Below are 19,462 nucleotides of genomic sequence, written 5' to 3' on the forward strand. Positions count from 1 at the left end.
CATAGGGATAGAAATATGTTTGCAATCACCACAAGTTCACAACAAAGCGCATCGCAGCCTAATCATTCCCCCGTGATCCAAGGCGGCATTGAAACACTGGAACAAGCGCACCTATTTCTCGAACAGTTAGAAGATAGGCACTACACCCACTTAGCCACGCCAATTGTCGCCAGTTCAGTGGGGCAACATTTTCGTCATTGGTTGGATCTGTTTCATGCGCTGGCTAACTCAACTAGCACTATTGATTACAACCAACGCCGCCGGGGCCACCTCGTTGAGACGTCCCGCGCTGCGGCCTTGGCCGAAATTGAGTATTTAATTCAATGGCTAACGCAGTGCTCGGCCTCACTCCAAAAATCCGTTACGGTACTTGTTGAAACCTCATTGCAGGAAACGCAAGTGTGCTCTCTCTCATCAACATGGGAGCGAGAGTTAAGCTTCGCCACTTTGCATGCACAGCACCATTTTGCGATGGCTAAAGTGGTCGCTCATTTGCTGCATGTAGAAACCGATGCCGCTTTCGGCTTAGCGCCAGCCACGGCCTCCTTCATTCGGGGGCAATAACATGTGCTCAGTTTCTTGGTTACTCGACAAACACGGCTATCATCTGTTTTTTAACCGTGATGAACAAAAAAACCGCCCATTAGCGTTGCCGCCTAAACAATACACGCAAGCTGGTGTTGAAGTGTTGATGCCGATTGATCCTGCCGGTGGAGGCAGTTGGATCAGCCTTAATGAATGCGGTTTGGCTTTGTGCTTGCTCAATAATTACCAAGGTAAAATCCCCCAAGGAGCCGATGCCGAACGCTTAGTGAGCCGCGGTCAATTGCTTAAGCATTTATCCAGTCAAGTCAGTGTCGAGAAGGTTATCCAAGCGTTTACACAGCTTAATCTTCAGCGATTTGCACCATTCACTTTGCTTGCTTTCGACCCTGATTTAACTGATGTACAAGGCAATGTAATGGCTCTGGCGTGGAATGGTGAACAGAGCCAAATCGCGGTGACGCAATCGCCTCTATTTTCATCCAGTGTCGATTTAGAACAGGTGCAACACTACCGCTCGCAGCTCTATCAAGCTTTAATCGCCGAGGAAGATAGTGTGCAACAGCGCCTAAAGTTTCACGCCCACCACCATGTCGCCCATCCACATTGGGCACCCTGTATGCATCGTCAAGATGCGCACACCGTTAGCTTTACCTATTTACGCGTCACACAACAGCAGCAGTATATGACCTATATCTCAGGTTCACCTTGCTTACAGCTCAGTGAGACATCACTCCACCAGCAGCGCGATGAGATCGACAAAACCACTCCTTGGGTCGCCAATTTATGAGGAATCAACAATGAAACGTTTACTAGGACTATTACTGCTGTTTGTCAGCAACGTGAGCCTCGCTGAGGATGAAATTTACACCAGCTTTCTGAGCAATAAAGCGCTGAGTGGCTATGACACCGTCGCCTACTTCACCGAAGGAGAGCCGATAAAAGGCTCCTCCGATTTTTCGACCCTTTATAAAAATGCGCAGTGGTATTTTTCTTCAAAAGAGAACCTTGAACTGTTTCTGAATAACCCTAACCAATATGCGCCGCAATATGGCGGCTACTGCGCTTGGGCCGTCTCTGAAAAGAATGATTTTGCTCCGGGAGATCCCAATCAATGGGCGATTGTCGACGGCAAGCTCTATCTCAATTACGACAAAAAGATCAAAACATTATGGGATGCCAACCAAGCGGTGCACATCCAACAAGCCGATAAAAATTGGCCCAATTTAATTAAGTAGGAGCTACACCATGACGTTTAAAGCTAGCCAGCATCTCCCCTCAATCTTGATTGCGTTTGTTTTTATTCAATCGCTTGTCTTTAAGTTTTCCGGCTCTTACGAAACCAACTATATTTTTGGCACCTTAGGTGCGTGGTCTGGCCTCGGTTGGTTTGCTGTGTATGGCGGGTATTTAATCGGAACGGCTGAACTGATAGCCTCTATTTTGCTGTTTAGCCGCTGGCATGGCCTTGGTGCACTGATGAGCGTCGGCATTATGAGTGGTGCGATTTTCTTTCATTTATTTACGCCTCTTGGCATTGTGATGCCAGAGTTTAACCAGGTAGGAGAAGTGGTCGGCAATGATAGCGGCCTGCTATTTGCGATGGCTTGTCTTGTTTGGTTGTGTGCGGCTTTTTTGGTACGGCGTGATCTCAAAAACGGTGATGGTTTATTGCACCAGTGGCTGAATAAAGGAGTGTAATTATATGCTAGCCAGTCCTTTTCGTTTACCACGACACACTCCATTTGGCGTCGCAGAATCGATTGTTGAATGGGCCTCTGGGCTTGCAACACTGGATAAACTGTATCAGCAGCGTCCTGCCAAACCCTCTTGCTTTGAGTTTATGCGCTACACGCTAGCGGCACTCAATATCGAATATCGCCTTGCTTTGGGCAGCATCGATAACATTCCACAAACAGGCCCAGTGGTGATCGTCGCTAACCACCCGCTGGGCGCAATTGAAGGGGTGATATTAGCCGATTTAATTGGTTCAGTACGCACCGATATTAAAGTGCTGGCGAATCAGTTGCTAAAGCGCCTGCCTGAAATTAGTGAACTCTTTATCGGTGTCGATGTGTTCAATAGCAAAAGTGCTCGCAGCACCAATGCGCAAGCTATTCGAGATGCGAATCTTCATTTGGCTCAAGGTGGCTTATTGATTATCTTCCCTGCTGGTGAGGTATCTACTTACCCCAAAGGATCGCAAACACTGTCGGATATCGAATGGAGTCAATCTGTCGCCAAATTTGTTAAACGCGCCCAAGCCACCACCGTCCCAATCTTTATTAATGGTAAAAATAGCACTCTGTTTTATCAAGCGGGGCGAATTCATCCACTACTGCGAACGGCATTGCTCGGCCGCGAGCTACTGAATAAGCAGGCGCACAACATTGAAATTTCCATCGGCAATCCCATCCCCTATTCTGAAGTGAAAGCATTTGAACAGGAACGAGACATTGTTCATTATCTGCGTCTCAATACCTATTTAATGAGTGCAGCACCCACTGCAACGCCATCCTCACCAGAGTTAGTGACATCGCCCCTTCCTATTATTGATGCGCTTATTGTAGAGAAGCTTGAGCAAGATCTCGCCGCGCTGCCAAGCGAAAGCAAGCTCTTAGAGCAAGGTGATTGGATTGTCTATTGCGCCGCAAGCGAGCAGTTACCCCACATACTGCAAGAGATTGGTCGAATTCGTGAAGAGAGTTTTCGCGCCGTAGGTGAAGGAAGCGGCTTAGCTTGTGATCTTGATGAGTATGATCGTCATTACTACCAACTCTTTGTTTGGCACAAGAAAGACCGTCAAATTGTTGGAGCTTATCGATTGGGGTTAGTGGATGAACTGATAGCGAAGCAAGGGTTAGCAGGGCTCTATTCCCGTAGCTTATTTCAGTACGATGAAGCCTTCATCAACACACTCGATACCAGTATTGAGCTAGGTCGCTCGGTGGTTTCCTCGAAATACCAGCGCAACCTCAACTCACTGTTAATGCTGTGGAAAGGTATTGCTGCGTTTGTCGCGCGTCATCCACAATACACGCACTTGTTTGGCCCAGTAAGCATTAGCAACGATTACAGCCACACCGCGCGACAATTAATGGCCGCAACACTCTCTATTCATCATTATGATCATGAAAAGGCAACCTTGGTTTCACCTTCCACTCCACTACGGAGCAATGGGAACACATTTTGGCAAACCAACTTGCTCTCCTCTTTGGCAAGCATTTCTCTGCTGTCGAAAGTGTTAGCAAAAATGGAAAATGGCAAGGGCCTTCCTGTATTGCTGCGCCAATATTTAGGGATGAATGGCAAGCTCGTCTGTTTTAATGTCGACCCCGCGTTTAACAATGCGTTAGATGGCTTAATTGTGGTGAACTTGAAACAAGTTCCGCTGCATACACTGGCAAAATACATGGGTAAGGAGCAAGCCAGCGCTTATTTGGATTCGACACCCGTCAGTTCAAAGCCCTCATAAACGCAAAAGCCAGCGAGTTATTCGCTGGCTTTAATTCTAAATGAAGGGGCTTATTTTAGAAGGCGTGCTCTAAATTGGCGTCCTTTCATCTTACCGCTTTCCATTTTCTTCAGTGCTTTTTTCGCCACCGATTTATGGACTGCAACGTAGCTGCGCATCGGTAACATGTTAATTTTACCGACATATTGACCGTCAATACCGTCGTTACTGGTCAACGCCCCTAGAATATCCCCCGGGCGAACTTTCTGCTTTTTACCGCCATCAATCTGGATAGTGACCATATTGGCTTGATAAGGCGCGTTGTTTAGCGCACTGGCATCAGGCAATTTAGCGGGTTCGATGGGCATATCCATATATTCATCAATCATCGCCACTCGGTGCATTTCACTGTCACTGAAGAAGCTAAAAGCTAAACCTTTACTGCCCGCTCGGCCAGTACGCCCAATGCGGTGCACGTGCACTTCAGGATCACGTGATAACTCAAAGTTAAATACTGCATCTAAGTTATCGACATCAAGGCCACGTGCCGCAACATCGGTTGCAACTAAAATGGAGATACTTTTATTAGCAAACTGCACCAAAGCTTGGTCACGGTCACGCTGCTCTAAATCACCATGTAGTTCCACCACACTAAAGCCCTTGTGATGTAGATCTTCAGCAACACTTTGTACTTCTTTCTTTGTATTACAGAACACCACGGCAGATTCAGGCTGATGGTGTAAAAGCAGTAGTTCTAACGCGCGATCACGCGCCTCTGTACCCTCTACTTTATAAAAATATTGCTGAATGCTCGACGTATCATGGGTGGATTCAACTTTGACCATTTCAGGCTCACGCATAATCCGCTGCGCAATTTCTTTGATTTGATTGGGGAACGTAGCACTAAACAGCAATGTTTGGCGGCTGGTTGGCGTTTCATTGATGATCGCATCCAACGCTTCTTGGAAACCCATCTCGAGCATTCGGTCCGCTTCATCAAGCACTAACGTATTGAGTTCAGAAAGATCAATACGACCTTTGTCTAAATGGTCAAGAATACGCCCCGGAGTACCAACCAAAATATGTGCACCGTGCTCTAACGAACCAATTTGTGGCCCCATTGGCATGCCGCCACACAAGGTGAGCACTTTTATATTATGAATGGCGCGGCCGAGTGTGCGAATATCCGTTGCGACTTGATCGGCTAACTCCCGCGTTGGGCATAGCACCAAAGCTTGAACGCGAAAACGCTTAACGTTGAGGTTAGATAATACGCCTAAACCAAACGCTGCTGTTTTTCCTGAGCCTGTTTTTCCTTGGCCAATCACATCCTTACCCGCCAAAATGGTTGGCAAGCTTAACGCCTGAATCGGCGTCATCTTGGTGTATCCCAAAGTATCGAGGTTAGAAAGAAGTTCTGGTTGTAGATTTACCGTTGAAAAAGAGAGATTACTCAAGAGACCGTCCTTTCGTTAGACGAAAATTAAACGCCTATTATCGTTATTTAACCTCGTGTGGCTAGTGAATCTTTATTTATCATTCATCAAGTTTGTAGCTCACTCTTAACCTTTGTTAATGAATCATGCACTTAAGCTTGATAGAGTAACGACATCCATTTTTAAAGGGGCACTACGATGATTACTTGGCACTGTCTTTCATTCTCACAATTAACCACTCATCAACTTTATGCGCTACTTAAACTGCGCGTCGATGTCTTTGTGGTCGAACAAACCTGTCCTTACCCTGAATTGGATAATAAAGATATTCAGCCAGGTGTTTTTCATTTAATTGGTGAACAGGATCAGCAGATTGTTGCCTGCGCGCGCTTACTCCCTGCGGGGATTAGCTACCCAAGTGTCAGCATTGGTCGCATTGCAACCCAAAAAGAAGCGAGAGGAAATGGCCTTGGACACCAATTAATGCAGCAAGCATTAGCCGAATGCCAGAAGCTGTGGCCCAATCAAGATATTGAAATTGGTGCACAGCACTATCTTGCTAGCTTCTATCAAAGTTATGGTTTTCAACAAACGTCGGCGATGTATCTAGAAGATGATATCCCGCATATCGACATGCAGCACAGCAAGTAAATAACCCCCTTGATCAAAGCGTGTTATTTACTACGGCCAAATCCGCCATCTGAGCGCCTGAAAAACATCACTGATTGATCGTTTTTCTCAAGTTGCAGGATATCGAGTTGCCCATCAGCCGCGAGTTTAAAGCGAACTAATTGGCCTTGGGTAATTTGGCTGAGCGGTTTGTCACTGCCTTCAATTTTGACTAAGGCATTAAGATCAGACATCGGTAAATCATTTGCCCGAAAAACCTGCGACAAAGTGTCCCCGTTTTTAACCGTGTACTCTCGCCAGAACTCAGATTTACGATCGGTTTGTTGAGGCGTTTTTTGTTCACTCAACCCAACCGTATTAATGCTGATTTCCACACGCTCACTACTTTTCGGTAGAGCGGCCTGCTCTGTTCGCTCAGGAAAAGGAATAATAATGAGCAAACACACTACTGGAACGATCGCTAATAAAGCGCGCTGGTGAAGCTTAGGCAGCGCCAGCCAAACTGTGCGAACACGTAAAATAAGGCCACGCCAATCGAATGCATGCCACTTCTGTTGGATAAACGCTAAATAATCAGTTTGCGGTTTCTTCTTGTGACGACGATTCATCTTAACCCGTCTCCTTTTCTGTCGAGCTACAGTATAAAAACTCAAGAGGGATCAGTATAGAGCCAAGGTGGCGATAACGTAAACGTTGACACAATCTTGAACATTTTTCTTTGGGATCTGCGATTTGTCACAACCTGAAGGTTCAATATTGGATATTTCCCATTAGCATTTCATCCCATGCTTGAAACTGATATCCTTTGGCACTTGTTTATTTACATAAAAAGAGTGACTGTTTATGTCTGAAGTAAAATTTGACACTGTAGAGCAAAAAGCAAGCTACGGTATCGGTCTACAAATGGGCCAACAACTTGCGGGTAGTGGTCTAGAAGGACTTAACGTTGACGCCATCGCCGCAGGTATCGCAACCGCATTAGTAGGCGACATGCCATCAATTGAAATTGATGAAATCAATAATGCACTGCAAGAGTTGCACATGCGTGCAGAATCTCTACGCCAAGAAGCTGCCAAAGCAGCCGCCGCCGACGGTGAAGTATTCTTAACAGATAACGCACTACGCCCTGAAGTGACCGTGCTTGAATCTGGTCTACAGTACGAAATTCTTACAGAAGGTACGGGGGATATCCCGACATCTGACAAGCAAGTACGTGTTCATTACCACGGTGAATTGACTGATGGTACAGTATTTGATAGCTCTGTATCTCGCGGTCAACCAGCTGAATTCCCAGTAACAGGTGTAATCAAAGGTTGGGTAGAAGCACTACAACTGATGCCTGTGGGTTCAAAATGGAAACTCTATATTCCACAAGATCTTGCCTATGGTGAGCGTGGCGCTGGCGCTGCAATTCCTCCTTTTGCAGCTCTAGTATTTGAAGTAGAGCTACTCGATATTCTATAAATAGAATTGATAGTGAGAAGGTTGGCATTCGCTGACCTTTTTTTATTAGTATTTCTTACTTAGCATCTATCAAAAACGACACTACGCATACTTATCTGGTTAGCCCGTGTTCAAAGATAAAATCTACGCATACAAAAAAGCCGAGTATTACTACTCGGCTTTTTTAATTATACGAACTGATTACTCAGCAGCAGCTTCTACAGCTACGTCTGGGCGATCGACAAGCTCAATGTATGCCATTGGAGCTTTATCACCAGTACGGAAACCGCACTTTAGGATACGTGTGTAGCCGCCTTGGCGAGCTGCAAAACGTGGACCTAGTTCGTTAAATAGTTTTGCCACAACTTCGTTATCACGAGTGCGAGCAAATGCTAGACGACGGTTTGCAACACTGTCAGTCTTAGCTAGTGTAATCAAAGGCTCAACGACGCGACGTAGCTCTTTTGCTTTTGGCAAAGTAGTCTTGATAACTTCATGACGTACTAGAGAGCTAGCCATGTTGCTGAACATCGCTTTGCGATGACTGCTGTTGCGGTTGAGTTGACGACCACTCTTACGATGGCGCATGACCTAATCCTTCTAACTAGTATCGATTAATCTTCAGCGATAGACGCTGGCGGCCAGTTCTCTAGGCGCATGCCCAAAGATAGACCACGTGATGCAAGCACGTCTTTAATCTCTGTAAGAGATTTCTTACCAAGGTTTGGCGTTTTAAGTAGCTCAACCTCAGTGCGCTGTACTAGATCACCGATGTAGTGAATCGCTTCTGCTTTCAAACAGTTAGCAGAGCGAACTGTTAGTTCAAGATCGTCTACAGGACGCAGTAGGATTGGATCGAATTCTGGCTTCTCTTCCTTCTCCTCAGGTACACGTACATCACGAAGATCTACGAACGCATCCAATTGTTCAGCAAGAATAGTTGCTGCACGACGGATTGCTTCCTCAGGTTCTAGAGTACCGTTCGTTTCCATATCGATAACGAGCTTATCTAAATCAGTACGTTGTTCTACGCGAGCGGCTTCCACAGAGTAGGCAATTTTGTCTACTGGGCTGTAAGTAGCATCTACAAGTAGACGACCGATTGGACGCTCATCTTCTTCAGTATGGATACGAGCTGAAGCTGGAACATAACCACGACCACGTTCTACTTTGATACGCATAGCGATCTCAGCGTTGTCATCCGTTAGATGACAAATCACGTGCTCAGGGTTAGTGATCTCTACATCACCATCATGGGTGATGTCACCTGCAACAACAGGGCCCGAGCCTGATTTGTTCAGCGTAATGAACACTTCATCTTTGCCTTCGGCAACGCGAACAGCCAAACCTTTTAGGTTCAGAAGGATCTCAAGGATATCTTCTTGAATGCCTTCTTTGGTGCTGTACTCGTGTAGTACGCCTTCAATCTCCACTTCAGTTACAGCACAACCTGGCATTGAAGATAGAAGAATACGGCGAAGTGCATTACCCAGAGTATGGCCGAAACCACGCTCTAACGGCTCAAGAGTTACTTTTGCGTGTGTCGTGCTAATCTGTTCGATATCAACAAGACGTGGCTTAAGAAATTCTGTTACAGAACCCTGCATTGTGTCCTCTCTTTAGTTTAACCTTACTTAGAGTAAAGCTCGACGATCAATTGTTCGTTGATGTCAGCTGACAGGTCAGAACGCTCAGGCATACGCTTGAATGTACCTTCCATTTGGCCGCCATCTACTTCAATCCAAGTTGGTTTTTCGCGTTGTTCAGCAACTTCTAGAGCTGCTTTAATGCGAGATTGCTTTTTAGCTTTCTCACGGATTGCAACAACGTCGTTAACCGCAACATTGAAAGAAGGAACGTTTACAACTTTACCGTTAACTAGGATAGCTTTGTGGCTTACTAGCTGACGTGCTTCTGCGCGAGTAGCGCCAAAGCCCATGCGGTAAACTACGTTATCAAGACGACCTTCAAGAAGCTGAAGTAGGTTTTCACCAGTATTGCCTTTAAGACGTGCAGCTTCTTTGTAGTAGTTACGGAATTGTTTTTCTAGAACGCCATAAATACGACGAACTTTTTGCTTCTCACGAAGCTGAACACCGTACTCAGATAGACGACCGCGACGAGCGCCGTGTACACCTGGTGCGTTGTCAATTTTACACTTGGTATCAATCGCACGAATGCCTGACTTAAGGAACAAGTCAGTACCTTCGCGGCGGCTAAGCTTCAGCTTAGGACCCAAATATCTTGCCATGATCTTTCTCCAATCTTCCTAGAAACGTTATACGCGGCGTTTCTTAGGTGGACGACAACCGTTATGAGGGATTGGTGTCGCATCAACAATGTTAGTGATACGGAAACCAGCAGCGTTCAGTGCGCGAACAGTTGATTCACGACCTGGACCTGGACCCTTAACCATAACCTCTAGGTTCTTAAGGCCGTATTCTTTAGCCATTTCAGCACAACGCTCAGCAGCAACCTGTGCAGCGAACGGAGTAGACTTACGAGAACCGCGGAAACCAGAACCACCAGCAGTTGCCCAAGCTAGAGCATTACCTTGACGGTCTGTGATAGTTACGATTGTGTTATTGAAAGATGCATGGATGTGCGCTACGCCATCAGCAACTTGCTTGCGTACACGCTTACGTGCGCGAGTTGGTTGTTTTGCCATTGTACTCTATACCCTTCCGACTATTTCTTGATCGGTTTACGCGGACCCTTACGGGTACGAGCGTTGGTTTTAGTACGCTGTCCACGTAGTGGTAGACTGCGACGATGACGAAGACCACGGTAACAGCCAAGGTCCATAAGACGCTTGATGTTCATGGAAACTTCACGACGAAGATCACCCTCTACAGTGTATTTAGCTACACCATCACGCAGTAGATCGATCTGCTCTTCAGTTAGTTCACTGATCTTAACACTTTCAGCAATACCCAAATCAGCTAAGATAGCTTTCGAACGGGTCTTGCCGATGCCGTAGATTGCAGTTAATGCAATTACAGCATGCTTCTGATCAGGAATGTTAATGCCTGCTATACGGGCCACTATTCACTCCTAGTACTTATATAAGAAATTATCCGCAGCAAAGCCCGTCGAGGATACGCTGCGGCATACTACTTCTTTTGCACACAAAAGGTAGGCCGAGGAATATACTCGACCGACCTTTATATTTCAAGTAAAAATTTCTGCTAATTAGCCTTGGCGCTGCTTGTGCTTTGGCTCACTGCAAATCACGCGAACGACGCCGTTACGCTTGATTACTTTACAGTTACGACAGATTTTTTTAACGGAAGCACGAACTTTCATTGCTAAACTCCGTAAGTGAAATCTGAATTAACGGCCGTAGCCCTTCAGATTTGCTTTTTTCAACACAGAATCATACTGTTGGGACATCATATGAGTCTGTACCTGTGCCATAAAGTCCATAATCACAACCACTACGATAAGTAGTGATGTGCCGCCGAAGTAGAAACGTACGTTCCACGCGACCATCATGAACTCGGGAATCAGACAGATAAAGGTAATGTAGAGAGCACCCGCTAAGGTTAGTCTGGTCATTACTTTATCAATGTATCTCGCTGTCTGCTCACCTGGGCGGATGCCGGGTACGAACGCACCGGACTTCTTCAAGTTATCCGCTGTTTCACGAGGGTTAAATACCAACGCTGTGTAAAAGAAACAGAAGAAAATAATCGCTGCTGCATAAAGCATAACGTACAGAGGTTGACCAGGGCTAAGAGCCAAAGACACATCAGTTAACCAACCGAATGTGCTGCTCTCACCATTTTGACCAAACCACTGAGCTAATGTTCCTGGGAACAAAATAATACTCGATGCAAAAATTGCAGGTATTACACCCGCCATATTAATTTTCAATGGCAAGTGAGTACTTTGCGCTGCAAACACTTTACGACCTTGTTGACGCTTTGCATAGTTAACGACAATACGACGCTGACCACGCTCCATGAAAACAACGAAATAAATTACAGCAAAAGAAAGTACCGCAATTAACAACAGAAGAAGCACATGCAATTCACCTTGACGCGCTTGCTCAATCGTTTGTCCGATTGCCGAAGGCAATCCAGCAACAATACCTGCAAAAATCAAAATGGAAATACCATTTCCTATTCCACGCTCAGTAATTTGTTCACCTAACCACATTAAGAACATGGTGCCAGTTACTAAACTCACGGTAGCAATCAGGGTAAACATGGTTTGGTCGATAACAACCAGATTGTTGACCATGTTTGGTAAGCCTGTTGCGATACCAATAGCTTGGAATATTGCAAGTACAAGCGTGCCATAACGCGTATATTGGCTAATCTTACGACGCCCTGCCTCACCCTCTTTCTTGAGTTCGGCTAACGCTGGATGAACTACAGTTAGCAATTGGACAACAATTGATGCCGAAATATACGGCATGATGCCCAATGCTAAGATAGATGCACGCGAAAGAGCACCACCGGAGAACATGTTAAACATTTCAACGATGGTACCTTTTTGCTGTTCGAACAAATCGGCAAGTACAGCTGCGTCAATACCAGGAATCGGCACAAAAGAACCGGCTCGGAATACTAAAAGTGCACCAATTACGAATAATAAGCGCGACTTTAGCTCACTTAAGCCGCTCTGAGCACTACGAAAATCTTGTCCTGGTTTCTTAGCCATCTGTACCTCGTTCCTCGAGATTATTCCTCGATTTTACCGCCTGCAGCTTCGATTGCAGCTTTAGCGCCTTTAGTCACGCGAAGACCTTTCACAGTCACTGCTTTGCTAATCTCACCAGAAAGAACAACTTTAACATTTTCGATGTTCTTAGTGATTAGGTTAGCTGCTTTCAAGCTGTTTAGATCGACCACGTCACCCGTAACTTTCGCTAGCTCAGCTAGACGAATTTCAGCAGACACTAGGCTCTTACGAGAAGTGAAACCGAATTTAGGTAGACGTTGTTTTAGAGGCATTTGACCGCCTTCAAAACCTGGACGAACTGTACCGCCAGAACGTGACTTTTGACCTTTGTGACCGCGGCCACCTGTTTTACCAAGGCCAGAACCGATACCACGGCCTAGACGCTTAGGAGCGTGCTTAGAACCAGCAGCCGGTGATAGAGTATTCAAACGCATTCTGATTACTCCTCAACTTTAACCATGTAGTAAACCTTGTTGATCATACCGCGTACACACGGTGTATCTTCAAGTTCTACTGTATGGTTGATACGACGAAGGCCTAGACCACGCAAAGTAGCTTTGTGCTTTGGTAGACGACCAATTGAGCTTTTAGTTTGAGTTACTTTAATAGTTGCCATGGTGCTTACTCCGAAATCGCTTCAACAGTGAGACCACGTTTAGCTGCAACCATTTCTGGTGACTTCACATCTACTAGACCAGCAACTGTTGCACGAACAACGTTGATTGGGTTAGTAGAACCGTACGCTTTCGCAAGTACGTTATGTACACCGGCAACTTCTAGTACAGCACGCATCGCACCACCGGCGATAACACCTGTACCTTCTGCAGCTGGCTGCATGTAAACTTTAGAGCCCGAGTGACGACCTTTCACCGCGTGGTGAAGAGTGCCTTCGTTAAGAGCGATAGTAACCATGTTACGACGCGCTTTTTCCATTGCTTTTTGAATCGCTGCAGGTACTTCACGAGCTTTGCCGTATCCGAAACCTACGCGACCATTACCGTCACCAACTACAGTTAGTGCAGTAAAGCTCATGATTCGACCACCTTTAACCGTTTTAGAAACACGGTTAACTGCGATTAATTTTTCTTGCAAATCACTAGCTTGTTGTTGTTCTTTAGCCATCTTCCAACCCTACCTTAGAATTTCAGACCAGCTTCGCGAGCAGATTCTGCTAGCGCCGCTACTCGACCGTGGTATTGGAAACCAGAACGATCAAACGCAACAGCTGATACGCCTTTTTCAAGAGCGCGTTCTGCAATAGCTTTACCTACCGCTTTAGCTGCGTCTACGTTACCGGTGTTCTTAACTAGCTCACGGATCGCTTTTTCTACAGTAGAAGCTGCTGCGATAACCTCAGAGCCGTTTGATGCGATAACCTGAGCGTACACGTGACGAGGAGTACGGTGTACTACTAGGCGAGTTGCACCCAGTTCAGCAATCTTACGACGTGCGCGTGTAGCACGACGGATGCGAGATGCTTTCTTATCCATAGTGTTACCTTACTTCTTCTTAGCTTCTTTACTACGCACATTTTCATCTGCGTAACGGACGCCTTTACCTTTATAAGGTTCTGGCTCACGGTAAGAACGGATGTCAGCCGCAACTTGACCCACTACTTGCTTATCGCAACCAGTTAGGACAATTTCAGTTTGGCTAGGACATTCAGCATTGATACCCGCTGGTAGTTCATGCTCTACAGGGTGTGAGAAGCCTAAAGTAAGACTTACTGAGTTGCCTTTAATAGCAGCACGGTAACCAACACCTTTAAGAACAAGCTTCTTAGTAAAGCCTGCAGTAACACCAACAACCATGTTGTTTACTAGTGCACGAGCAGTACCTGCTTGTGCCCAAGCGTTAGCAACACCTTCACGAGGACCGAAAGTAAGGTTGTTTTCTTCCTGTGCAATAACTACGCCTTTATTCAGGACGCGAGTCAGCTCACCTTTACCACCTTTTACAGTGATTTCTTGGCCGTTTAGTTTCACCTCTACGCCAGCTGGAATAGCGACAGGTGCTTTAGCAACACGAGACATATCCTACTCCTTACGCTACGTAGCAAATGATTTCACCGCCAAGACCTGCTTTGCGAGCAGCACGGTCAGACATCAGACCCTTGGAAGTGGACACCACAGCAACACCCATACCGCCCATCACTGTTGGTAACGCGTCTTTTTTCTTATAAACGCGTAGACCAGGACGTGAAACACGTTGGATTTGCTCGATTACTGGTTTAGCTTGGAAGTACTTAAGAGTAACTTCTAGCTCAGGTTTTACTTCGCCTTCAACAGCGAAATCTGCGATATAACCTTCAGCTTTTAGCAGTGCAGCAATTGCAACTTTAAGCTTTGAAGAAGGCATTTTTACAGCAACTTTATTTGCTGCCTGACCGTTACGAATGCGGGTCAGCATATCCGAAATCGGATCTTGCATGCTCATAAGATTTACTCCAAATGATTAAGTGGCAATTACCAGCTAGCCTTACGAAGTCCAGGAATCTCGCCTTTCATGCAAGCTTCGCGAACTTTGATGCGGCTTAGACCGAACTTACGTAGGAAACCGTGTGGACGACCAGTTTGGTTGCAACGGTTGCGCTGACGTGAAGCACTTGAATCACGTGGAAGAGCTTGCAGTTTAAGAACTGCGTTCCAACGATCTTCTTCAGATGCGTTTACATCGCTGATGGTAGCTTTTAGCATTGCACGCTTTTCTGCGAACTTAGCTACTAGCTTTGCACGTTTTACTTCACGTGCTTTCATTGATTGTTTAGCCATAACAGTAACCCTTCACCTTACTTACGGAATGGGAAGTTAAAGGCAGCCAGCAGAGCACGGCCTTCCTCATCGGTACCAGCAGAAGTCGTGATAGTGATATCAAGACCGCGTACACGATCGACTTTATCGTAGTCGATTTCTGGGAAGATGATTTGCTCGCGAACGCCCATGCTGTAGTTACCGCGTCCGTCAAAAGACTTAGCGCTAACACCACGGAAGTCACGTACACGTGGAAGTGCAATAGAGATTAAACGCTCTAAAAAATCCCACATACGTTCGCCACGCAAGGTTACTTTACAACCAATTGGGTAGCCTTCACGAATTTTGAAACCTGCAACAGATTTACGAGCTTTAGTGATCAGTGGTTTTTGACCAGAGATCGTAGCCATATCAGCTGCTGCATTTTCTAATAGTTTCTTATCGTTGATAGCTTCACCAACGCCCATGTTTAGGGTGATTTTATCAATCCTAGGGACTTGCATGACGCTTGTGTAACCGAACTGTTTGGTCAGTTCAGTCACTACAGACGACTTGTAGTAATCATGCAGTTTCGCCATAGTAGAACTCCAAATTACTTCTAATTAGTTAGAAACGATTTCACCGTTAGATTTGAAGAAACGAACTTTTTTGCCGTCTTCAAAACGGAAACCGATACGGTCCGCTTTACCAGTTGCTGCGTTAAAGATTGCAACGTTAGAAGCATCAATAGCTGCTTCTTGTTCAACGATGCCACCTTGTTGACCTAGAGCCGGAACCGGCTTTTGGTGTTTCTTAACAAGGTTGATACCTTCAACGATAACTTTACCAGTTACGAGAACCTTAGTTACTTTACCTTTCTTGCCTTTATCTTTACCAGCAAGAACGATTACTTCGTCATTACGACGGATTTTAGCTGCCATGTGTGCCGCTCCTTACAGAACTTCAGGTGCTAGTGACACGATTTTCATAAATTTCGCATTGCGAAGTTCACGAGTCACTGGACCAAAGATACGTGTACCGATAGGTTGCTCTGTATTATTGTTCAACAATACGCAAGCATTACGGTCGAAGCGAATGACAGAACCGTCTGGACGACGTACGCCTTTACGGGTGCGAACTACCACCGCCTTCAGTACATCACCTTTTTTAACTTTACCGCGAGGAATTGCTTCCTTCACTGTAACTTTGATGATGTCACCGATATGTGCATAACGGCGGTGAGAGCCACCCAGAACCTTAATACACATTACCTTGCGCGCGCCTGAGTTATCAGCTGCATCAAGTGTACTTTGCATTTGGATCATTGTTAGTGCTCCGCTAAATATTAAAACTAGACCCTCTCGGGTCGGGCTGCCTCTTTAAAAGGGACGCGAATTGTACCACCCTTTCCTAAGATTGGGTAGACAAAAAATAAACGGCTCCAAAAAAACTTTGGAGCCGTTTAAAATCATAGAATAACGATGATTACATCTTCGCTTTTTCTATAACTTTAACCAATGTCCAAGACTTAGTCTTAGACAGAGGACGACACTCACGAATCTCAACGGTATCGCCTAGGCCACACTCGTTGTTTTCGTCATGTGCGTGTACTTTAGTCGTACGCTTTACGAATTTACCGTAAATTGGGTGTTTCACCATGCGCTCGATAGCAACAGTGATAGATTTATCCATCTTGTCACTAATAACACGACCTAGTTGAGTACGAATTTTGTCGCTCATTATTCGCCTGCCTTCTCAGTCAAAACAGTTTTAACGCGTGCGATATCACGGCGTACAGCTTTCAAAGTATGAGTTTGCTGTAGTTGGCCAGTTGCAGCTTGCATGCGCAAGTTGAACTGTTCACGTAGCAAATTCAGTAGCTCAGCGTTAAGCTCTTCAGCGCTTTTTGCGCGTAGATCTAGTGCTTTCATCACATCACCTGTTTAATTACGAATGTAGTTTTGAATGGCAGTTTACGAGCCGCTAGGCGGAACGCTTCACGTGCCAATTCTTCAGGTACACCGTCCATTTCGTACATAACCTTACCAGGTTGGATTTGGGCTACCCAGTACTCAACGTTACCTTTACCCTTACCTTGACGAACTTCTAGTGGTTTTTCAGTGATTGGCTTATCTGGGAACACACGGATCCAGATTTTACCTTGACGCTTAACGTGACGTGTCATTGCACGACGTGCCGCTTCGATCTGACGAGCAGTTAGACGACCACGTCCAACGGCTTTAAGACCAAATGTACCGAAGCTTACGTCAGTACCTTTAGCTAGACCGCGGTTGCGACCAGTATGAACCTTACGGAACTTAGTGCGTTTAGGTTGTAGCATCAGTCGACTCCTTACTTACGGCCTTTACGCTGCTTCTTAGGCTTGTCAGCCTTTGGCTCAACAGCGTTTGCAGCTGGCATACCACCAAGGATTTCACCCTTGAAGATCCAAACTTTAACGCCGATCACACCGTATTGAGTGTGAGCCGAAGAAGTTGCGTAATCAATGTCAGCACGTAGAGTGTGTAGAGGCACACGGCCTTCACGGTACCACTCAGAACGTGCAATTTCAGCGCCGCCAAGACGACCGCTTACTTCCACTTTGATACCTTTAGCGCCTAGACGCATAGCATTTTGTACCGCACGCTTCATAGCACGACGGAACATAACGCGACGCTCTAGTTGAGACGCGATGCTATCAGCCACTAATTGGCCGTCTAGCTCAGGCTTACGTACTTCAGCGATGTTAATTTGCGCTGGTACACCTGCAATTTTAGCTACAGCTGCGCGTAGCTTCTCAACGTCTTCACCTTTCTTACCGATAACAACGCCTGGGCGAGCAGTGTGGATAGTCACACGAATGCTCTTAGCAGGACGCTCGATAACGATGCGTGATAGAGACGCTTTTGAAAGTTCCTTAGTAAGGAACTGACGTACCTTGAAGTCGCCGTCTAGGTTGTCAGCGAAATCTTTGGTGTTAGCAAACCATGTAGCATTCCAAGGCTTAACGATGCCAAGACGAATACCATTAGGATGTACTTTCTGACCCATTGCTTACTCTCCTAGTCTCTTAGCGGTCTGCTACAACAACAGTGATGTGGCTTGAACGCTTCAAGATACGATCCGCACGGCCTTTTGCACGAGGCATAATACGCTTCATGACCGGGCCCTCATCTACGAAGATTTTAGCGACATTAAGATCGTCGATATCTGCACCTTCGTTGTGTTCTGCGTTAGCGATAGCTGACTCTAGAACTTTCTTAACTAATACAGCCGCTTTTTTGTTGCTGAAAGTTAGGATTTCAAGAGCCTGATCCACAGATTTACCACGGATTAGATCTGCAACTAAGCGAGCTTTCTGAGGAGAAATGCGAGCAAAGTTATGTTTAGCAATAGCTTCCATCATTTACTCCTTAGCGCTTCTTAGCTTTCTTATCCGCAGCGTGACCACGGTAAGTACGAGTTGGTGCGAATTCGCCCAGTTTGTGACCGATCATTTCATCAGTGACAAATACTGGAACGTGCTGACGACCATTATGGACAGCGATGGTCAAACCAATCATTGATGGAATGATCATTGAACGACGGGACCAAGTCTTAATAGGCTTTTTGTCTCCGCTTTCCACCGCTTTCTCTACCTTCTTCAGCAAGTGTAGGTCAATAAATGGACCTTTCTTGAGAGAACGTGGCATGGCTTATCCTCTTATATAGATTACTTATTACGACGACGTACGATGTACTTGTCGGTGCGTTTGTTGCTACGAGTCTTGAAGCCCTTAGTAGGCATACCCCAAGGAGATACTGGGTGACGACCACCAGATGTGCGGCCTTCACCACCACCGTGTGGGTGGTCAACCGGGTTCATTACTACACCACGTACAGTTGGACGTACGCCGCGCCAGCGTGAAGCACCAGCTTTACCTAGTTCACGTAGCATGTGCTCAGAGTTACCAACTTCACCGATTGTTGCACGGCCTTCAGAAAGTACTTTGCGCATTTCACCAGAACGTAGGCGGATAGTTGCATAAGTACCGTCGCGAGCGACAAGTTGAGCATATGCACCAGCCGAACGAGCTAGCTGTGCACCTTTACCAGGCTTAAGTTCAACACAGTGAATAGTAGAACCCACTGGGATGTTGCGCATTGGCAGAGTGTTACCTGCTTTAATTGGCGCATCAACACCAGACTGGATTGTATCACCAGCTTGAACACCTTTAGGTGCGATAATGTAACGACGCTCGCCGTCTGCGTACAGAACTAGAGCGATATTTGCGCTACGGTTTGGATCGTATTCTAGACGCTCAACTTTCGCTGGGATGCCATCTTTAGTACGTTTGAAGTCAACCAAACGATAGTGTTGCTTATGACCACCACCGATATGACGTACTGTGATACGACCGTTGTTGTTACGACCACCATTCTTAGAGTTTTTCTCTAGAAGAGGTGCGTATGGCTTACCCTTGTGTAGGTCAGCGTTAACAACTTTAACGACGTGACGACGACCAGGGGAAGTCGGCTTACATTTAACAATAGCCATT

33 protein-coding genes are annotated in these 19,462 nt (G+C 45.9%); 7 read left to right on the top strand and 26 right to left on the bottom strand.

What is annotated here, in order from left to right:
• Window positions 1-15: 15 nt before the first annotated feature.
• From AACQ75_RS13520 to AACQ75_RS13540, 5 genes are read left to right on the top strand one after another with little or no spacing between them, the layout of a single operon-like run.
• A complete protein-coding gene (locus AACQ75_RS13520) occupies window positions 16-564 on the top strand; it encodes a hypothetical protein (RefSeq protein ID WP_094124065.1) in 549 nt (182 codons plus the stop codon).
• Window position 565: 1 nt separating this feature from the next.
• Window positions 566-1,333 (top strand): NRDE family protein, encoded by a 768-nt coding sequence (locus AACQ75_RS13525; RefSeq protein WP_170888832.1) that lies wholly within the window; start codon window positions 566-568, stop codon window positions 1,331-1,333.
• Between the two features lie 10 nt (window positions 1,334-1,343).
• Window positions 1,344-1,781, top strand: coding sequence for a YHS domain-containing (seleno)protein (locus AACQ75_RS13530; protein ID WP_170888833.1), 438 nt, complete (start codon window positions 1,344-1,346; stop codon window positions 1,779-1,781).
• Window positions 1,782-1,791: 10 nt separating this feature from the next.
• The gene (locus AACQ75_RS13535) at window positions 1,792-2,244 is read left to right on the top strand and encodes a hypothetical protein (protein ID WP_094146937.1); all 453 of its coding nucleotides are present in this window, start codon (window positions 1,792-1,794) and stop codon (window positions 2,242-2,244) included.
• Between the two features lie 4 nt (window positions 2,245-2,248).
• A complete protein-coding gene (locus AACQ75_RS13540) occupies window positions 2,249-4,018 on the top strand; it encodes a lysophospholipid acyltransferase family protein (RefSeq protein ID WP_170888834.1) in 1,770 nt (589 codons plus the stop codon).
• A gap of 50 nt (window positions 4,019-4,068) precedes the next feature.
• Here the strand turns inward: AACQ75_RS13540 and dbpA are convergent, their stop codons facing one another.
• Window positions 4,069-5,454 carry an ATP-dependent RNA helicase DbpA gene (gene dbpA, locus AACQ75_RS13545; RefSeq protein ID WP_088729171.1) on the bottom strand — a complete coding sequence of 462 codons (1,386 nt, stop codon included), beginning with the start codon at window positions 5,452-5,454 and terminating at the stop codon, window positions 4,069-4,071.
• A 177-nt stretch (window positions 5,455-5,631) separates the two neighbouring features.
• Between dbpA and AACQ75_RS13550 the strand changes: the two genes are divergently transcribed.
• Entirely contained in the window at window positions 5,632-6,084 is a 453-nt protein-coding gene (locus AACQ75_RS13550) for a GNAT family N-acetyltransferase (protein WP_170888835.1), read from the top strand.
• A gap of 23 nt (window positions 6,085-6,107) precedes the next feature.
• Here AACQ75_RS13550 and AACQ75_RS13555 read toward each other — a convergent pair whose 3' ends face one another.
• The gene (locus tag AACQ75_RS13555; RefSeq protein WP_026027801.1) at window positions 6,108-6,671 is read right to left on the bottom strand and encodes a LysM-like peptidoglycan-binding domain-containing protein; all 564 of its coding nucleotides are present in this window, start codon (window positions 6,669-6,671) and stop codon (window positions 6,108-6,110) included.
• 235 nt (window positions 6,672-6,906) lie between these two features.
• Here AACQ75_RS13555 and AACQ75_RS13560 point away from each other — a divergent pair, with 235 nt between their 5' ends.
• The gene (locus tag AACQ75_RS13560; RefSeq protein WP_010318783.1) at window positions 6,907-7,527 is read left to right on the top strand and encodes an FKBP-type peptidyl-prolyl cis-trans isomerase; all 621 of its coding nucleotides are present in this window, start codon (window positions 6,907-6,909) and stop codon (window positions 7,525-7,527) included.
• 180 nt (window positions 7,528-7,707) lie between these two features.
• Here the strand turns inward: AACQ75_RS13560 and rplQ are convergent, their stop codons facing one another.
• The 24 genes from rplQ to rplB all read right to left on the bottom strand — a co-directional run bounded on the left by rplQ (window position 7,708) and on the right by rplB (window position 19,461).
• Window positions 7,708-8,094 carry a 50S ribosomal protein L17 gene (gene rplQ, locus AACQ75_RS13565; protein WP_170888836.1) on the bottom strand — a complete coding sequence of 129 codons (387 nt, stop codon included), beginning with the start codon at window positions 8,092-8,094 and terminating at the stop codon, window positions 7,708-7,710.
• A gap of 26 nt (window positions 8,095-8,120) precedes the next feature.
• Entirely contained in the window at window positions 8,121-9,113 is a 993-nt protein-coding gene (locus AACQ75_RS13570; RefSeq protein WP_010318781.1) for a DNA-directed RNA polymerase subunit alpha, read from the bottom strand.
• Between the two features lie 23 nt (window positions 9,114-9,136).
• Window positions 9,137-9,757 (bottom strand): 30S ribosomal protein S4, encoded by a 621-nt coding sequence (rpsD, locus tag AACQ75_RS13575; protein ID WP_013855928.1) that lies wholly within the window; start codon window positions 9,755-9,757, stop codon window positions 9,137-9,139.
• 27 nt (window positions 9,758-9,784) lie between these two features.
• A complete protein-coding gene (gene rpsK / locus AACQ75_RS13580) occupies window positions 9,785-10,174 on the bottom strand; it encodes a 30S ribosomal protein S11 (RefSeq protein WP_001118870.1) in 390 nt (129 codons plus the stop codon).
• 20 nt (window positions 10,175-10,194) lie between these two features.
• On the bottom strand, window positions 10,195-10,551 hold the full coding sequence (gene rpsM, locus AACQ75_RS13585; protein ID WP_010318779.1) for a 30S ribosomal protein S13: 357 nt from the start codon (window positions 10,549-10,551) through the stop codon (window positions 10,195-10,197).
• A gap of 147 nt (window positions 10,552-10,698) precedes the next feature.
• A complete protein-coding gene (rpmJ, locus tag AACQ75_RS13590) occupies window positions 10,699-10,812 on the bottom strand; it encodes a 50S ribosomal protein L36 (RefSeq protein WP_000868186.1) in 114 nt (37 codons plus the stop codon).
• Window positions 10,813-10,839: 27 nt separating this feature from the next.
• A complete protein-coding gene (gene secY, locus AACQ75_RS13595; protein ID WP_017046739.1) occupies window positions 10,840-12,174 on the bottom strand; it encodes a preprotein translocase subunit SecY in 1,335 nt (444 codons plus the stop codon).
• 20 nt (window positions 12,175-12,194) lie between these two features.
• The gene (gene rplO, locus AACQ75_RS13600) at window positions 12,195-12,629 is read right to left on the bottom strand and encodes a 50S ribosomal protein L15 (RefSeq protein ID WP_010318777.1); all 435 of its coding nucleotides are present in this window, start codon (window positions 12,627-12,629) and stop codon (window positions 12,195-12,197) included.
• Between the two features lie 5 nt (window positions 12,630-12,634).
• The gene (rpmD, locus tag AACQ75_RS13605; RefSeq protein ID WP_004398455.1) at window positions 12,635-12,811 is read right to left on the bottom strand and encodes a 50S ribosomal protein L30; all 177 of its coding nucleotides are present in this window, start codon (window positions 12,809-12,811) and stop codon (window positions 12,635-12,637) included.
• 5 nt (window positions 12,812-12,816) lie between these two features.
• Window positions 12,817-13,317 carry a 30S ribosomal protein S5 gene (rpsE, locus tag AACQ75_RS13610; RefSeq protein ID WP_010318775.1) on the bottom strand — a complete coding sequence of 167 codons (501 nt, stop codon included), beginning with the start codon at window positions 13,315-13,317 and terminating at the stop codon, window positions 12,817-12,819.
• Between the two features lie 14 nt (window positions 13,318-13,331).
• Window positions 13,332-13,685, bottom strand: coding sequence for a 50S ribosomal protein L18 (gene rplR / locus AACQ75_RS13615; RefSeq protein ID WP_013855926.1), 354 nt, complete (start codon window positions 13,683-13,685; stop codon window positions 13,332-13,334).
• Between the two features lie 9 nt (window positions 13,686-13,694).
• Window positions 13,695-14,228, bottom strand: a complete 534-nt coding sequence (gene rplF / locus AACQ75_RS13620; RefSeq protein WP_010318773.1) for a 50S ribosomal protein L6 — start codon at window positions 14,226-14,228, stop codon at window positions 13,695-13,697.
• Between the two features lie 10 nt (window positions 14,229-14,238).
• Window positions 14,239-14,631 carry a 30S ribosomal protein S8 gene (rpsH, locus tag AACQ75_RS13625; protein WP_010318772.1) on the bottom strand — a complete coding sequence of 131 codons (393 nt, stop codon included), beginning with the start codon at window positions 14,629-14,631 and terminating at the stop codon, window positions 14,239-14,241.
• A 29-nt stretch (window positions 14,632-14,660) separates the two neighbouring features.
• Window positions 14,661-14,966, bottom strand: a complete 306-nt coding sequence (gene rpsN, locus AACQ75_RS13630) for a 30S ribosomal protein S14 (protein ID WP_010318771.1) — start codon at window positions 14,964-14,966, stop codon at window positions 14,661-14,663.
• A gap of 17 nt (window positions 14,967-14,983) precedes the next feature.
• Window positions 14,984-15,523 carry a 50S ribosomal protein L5 gene (gene rplE / locus AACQ75_RS13635; protein ID WP_010318770.1) on the bottom strand — a complete coding sequence of 180 codons (540 nt, stop codon included), beginning with the start codon at window positions 15,521-15,523 and terminating at the stop codon, window positions 14,984-14,986.
• Window positions 15,524-15,547: 24 nt separating this feature from the next.
• Window positions 15,548-15,865 (bottom strand): 50S ribosomal protein L24, encoded by a 318-nt coding sequence (gene rplX / locus AACQ75_RS13640; RefSeq protein ID WP_010318769.1) that lies wholly within the window; start codon window positions 15,863-15,865, stop codon window positions 15,548-15,550.
• Window positions 15,866-15,877: 12 nt separating this feature from the next.
• On the bottom strand, window positions 15,878-16,249 hold the full coding sequence (gene rplN / locus AACQ75_RS13645; RefSeq protein ID WP_010318768.1) for a 50S ribosomal protein L14: 372 nt from the start codon (window positions 16,247-16,249) through the stop codon (window positions 15,878-15,880).
• A 160-nt stretch (window positions 16,250-16,409) separates the two neighbouring features.
• Entirely contained in the window at window positions 16,410-16,664 is a 255-nt protein-coding gene (gene rpsQ / locus AACQ75_RS13650; RefSeq protein ID WP_013855925.1) for a 30S ribosomal protein S17, read from the bottom strand.
• On the bottom strand, window positions 16,664-16,855 hold the full coding sequence (rpmC, locus tag AACQ75_RS13655; protein WP_010318766.1) for a 50S ribosomal protein L29: 192 nt from the start codon (window positions 16,853-16,855) through the stop codon (window positions 16,664-16,666). Before rpmC ends, rpsQ begins: the two co-directional genes overlap by 1 nt.
• On the bottom strand, window positions 16,855-17,265 hold the full coding sequence (gene rplP / locus AACQ75_RS13660) for a 50S ribosomal protein L16 (RefSeq protein ID WP_010318765.1): 411 nt from the start codon (window positions 17,263-17,265) through the stop codon (window positions 16,855-16,857). Before rplP ends, rpmC begins: the two co-directional genes overlap by 1 nt.
• Window positions 17,266-17,276: 11 nt before the next feature.
• Window positions 17,277-17,975, bottom strand: a complete 699-nt coding sequence (gene rpsC / locus AACQ75_RS13665) for a 30S ribosomal protein S3 (RefSeq protein WP_010318764.1) — start codon at window positions 17,973-17,975, stop codon at window positions 17,277-17,279.
• A 19-nt stretch (window positions 17,976-17,994) separates the two neighbouring features.
• On the bottom strand, window positions 17,995-18,327 hold the full coding sequence (gene rplV / locus AACQ75_RS13670) for a 50S ribosomal protein L22 (protein ID WP_026027327.1): 333 nt from the start codon (window positions 18,325-18,327) through the stop codon (window positions 17,995-17,997).
• 10 nt (window positions 18,328-18,337) lie between these two features.
• Window positions 18,338-18,616: a 30S ribosomal protein S19 gene (gene rpsS / locus AACQ75_RS13675; protein ID WP_010318762.1), complete on the bottom strand. Its 279-nt coding sequence runs from the start codon at window positions 18,614-18,616 to the stop codon at window positions 18,338-18,340.
• A 20-nt stretch (window positions 18,617-18,636) separates the two neighbouring features.
• The gene (rplB, locus tag AACQ75_RS13680; protein WP_013855922.1) at window positions 18,637-19,461 is read right to left on the bottom strand and encodes a 50S ribosomal protein L2; all 825 of its coding nucleotides are present in this window, start codon (window positions 19,459-19,461) and stop codon (window positions 18,637-18,639) included.
• Between the last annotated feature and the right edge of the window lies 1 nt (window position 19,462).

Source organism: Vibrio sp. B1-2 (genome assembly GCF_963888445.1).
GTDB lineage: Bacteria > Pseudomonadota > Gammaproteobacteria > Enterobacterales > Vibrionaceae > Vibrio > Vibrio anguillarum.

Bases quoted from the DNA above. Each gene is read 5' to 3' on its own strand.
- AACQ75_RS13520 (WP_094124065.1), top strand. From the start codon at position 16: ATGTTTGCAATCACCACAAGTTCACAACAAAGCGCATCGCAGCCTAAT.
- AACQ75_RS13525 (WP_170888832.1), top strand. From the start codon at position 566: ATGTGCTCAGTTTCTTGGTTACTCGACAAACACGGCTATCATCTGTTT.
- AACQ75_RS13530 (WP_170888833.1), top strand. From the start codon at position 1,344: ATGAAACGTTTACTAGGACTATTACTGCTGTTTGTCAGCAACGTGAGC.
- AACQ75_RS13535 (WP_094146937.1), top strand. From the start codon at position 1,792: ATGACGTTTAAAGCTAGCCAGCATCTCCCCTCAATCTTGATTGCGTTT.
- AACQ75_RS13540 (WP_170888834.1), top strand. From the start codon at position 2,249: ATGCTAGCCAGTCCTTTTCGTTTACCACGACACACTCCATTTGGCGTC.
- AACQ75_RS13550 (WP_170888835.1), top strand. From the start codon at position 5,632: ATGATTACTTGGCACTGTCTTTCATTCTCACAATTAACCACTCATCAA.
- AACQ75_RS13555 (WP_026027801.1), bottom strand. From the start codon at position 6,671: ATGAATCGTCGTCACAAGAAGAAACCGCAAACTGATTATTTAGCGTTT.
- AACQ75_RS13560 (WP_010318783.1), top strand. From the start codon at position 6,907: ATGTCTGAAGTAAAATTTGACACTGTAGAGCAAAAAGCAAGCTACGGT.
- rplQ (WP_170888836.1), bottom strand. From the start codon at position 8,094: ATGCGCCATCGTAAGAGTGGTCGTCAACTCAACCGCAACAGCAGTCAT.
- AACQ75_RS13570 (WP_010318781.1), bottom strand. From the start codon at position 9,113: ATGCAGGGTTCTGTAACAGAATTTCTTAAGCCACGTCTTGTTGATATC.
- rpsD (WP_013855928.1), bottom strand. From the start codon at position 9,757: ATGGCAAGATATTTGGGTCCTAAGCTGAAGCTTAGCCGCCGCGAAGGT.
- rpsK (WP_001118870.1), bottom strand. From the start codon at position 10,174: ATGGCAAAACAACCAACTCGCGCACGTAAGCGTGTACGCAAGCAAGTT.
- rpmJ (WP_000868186.1), bottom strand. From the start codon at position 10,812: ATGAAAGTTCGTGCTTCCGTTAAAAAAATCTGTCGTAACTGTAAAGTA.
- secY (WP_017046739.1), bottom strand. From the start codon at position 12,174: ATGGCTAAGAAACCAGGACAAGATTTTCGTAGTGCTCAGAGCGGCTTA.
- rplO (WP_010318777.1), bottom strand. From the start codon at position 12,629: ATGCGTTTGAATACTCTATCACCGGCTGCTGGTTCTAAGCACGCTCCT.
- rpmD (WP_004398455.1), bottom strand. From the start codon at position 12,811: ATGGCAACTATTAAAGTAACTCAAACTAAAAGCTCAATTGGTCGTCTA.
- rpsE (WP_010318775.1), bottom strand. From the start codon at position 13,317: ATGGCTAAAGAACAACAACAAGCTAGTGATTTGCAAGAAAAATTAATC.
- rplR (WP_013855926.1), bottom strand. From the start codon at position 13,685: ATGGATAAGAAAGCATCTCGCATCCGTCGTGCTACACGCGCACGTCGT.
- rplF (WP_010318773.1), bottom strand. From the start codon at position 14,228: ATGTCTCGTGTTGCTAAAGCACCTGTCGCTATTCCAGCTGGCGTAGAG.
- rpsH (WP_010318772.1), bottom strand. From the start codon at position 14,631: ATGAGCATGCAAGATCCGATTTCGGATATGCTGACCCGCATTCGTAAC.
- rpsN (WP_010318771.1), bottom strand. From the start codon at position 14,966: ATGGCTAAACAATCAATGAAAGCACGTGAAGTAAAACGTGCAAAGCTA.
- rplE (WP_010318770.1), bottom strand. From the start codon at position 15,523: ATGGCGAAACTGCATGATTACTACAAGTCGTCTGTAGTGACTGAACTG.
- rplX (WP_010318769.1), bottom strand. From the start codon at position 15,865: ATGGCAGCTAAAATCCGTCGTAATGACGAAGTAATCGTTCTTGCTGGT.
- rplN (WP_010318768.1), bottom strand. From the start codon at position 16,249: ATGATCCAAATGCAAAGTACACTTGATGCAGCTGATAACTCAGGCGCG.
- rpsQ (WP_013855925.1), bottom strand. From the start codon at position 16,664: ATGAGCGACAAAATTCGTACTCAACTAGGTCGTGTTATTAGTGACAAG.
- rpmC (WP_010318766.1), bottom strand. From the start codon at position 16,855: ATGAAAGCACTAGATCTACGCGCAAAAAGCGCTGAAGAGCTTAACGCT.
- rplP (WP_010318765.1), bottom strand. From the start codon at position 17,265: ATGCTACAACCTAAACGCACTAAGTTCCGTAAGGTTCATACTGGTCGC.
- rpsC (WP_010318764.1), bottom strand. From the start codon at position 17,975: ATGGGTCAGAAAGTACATCCTAATGGTATTCGTCTTGGCATCGTTAAG.
- rplV (WP_026027327.1), bottom strand. From the start codon at position 18,327: ATGGAAGCTATTGCTAAACATAACTTTGCTCGCATTTCTCCTCAGAAA.
- rpsS (WP_010318762.1), bottom strand. From the start codon at position 18,616: ATGCCACGTTCTCTCAAGAAAGGTCCATTTATTGACCTACACTTGCTG.
- rplB (WP_013855922.1), bottom strand. From the start codon at position 19,461: ATGGCTATTGTTAAATGTAAGCCGACTTCCCCTGGTCGTCGTCACGTC.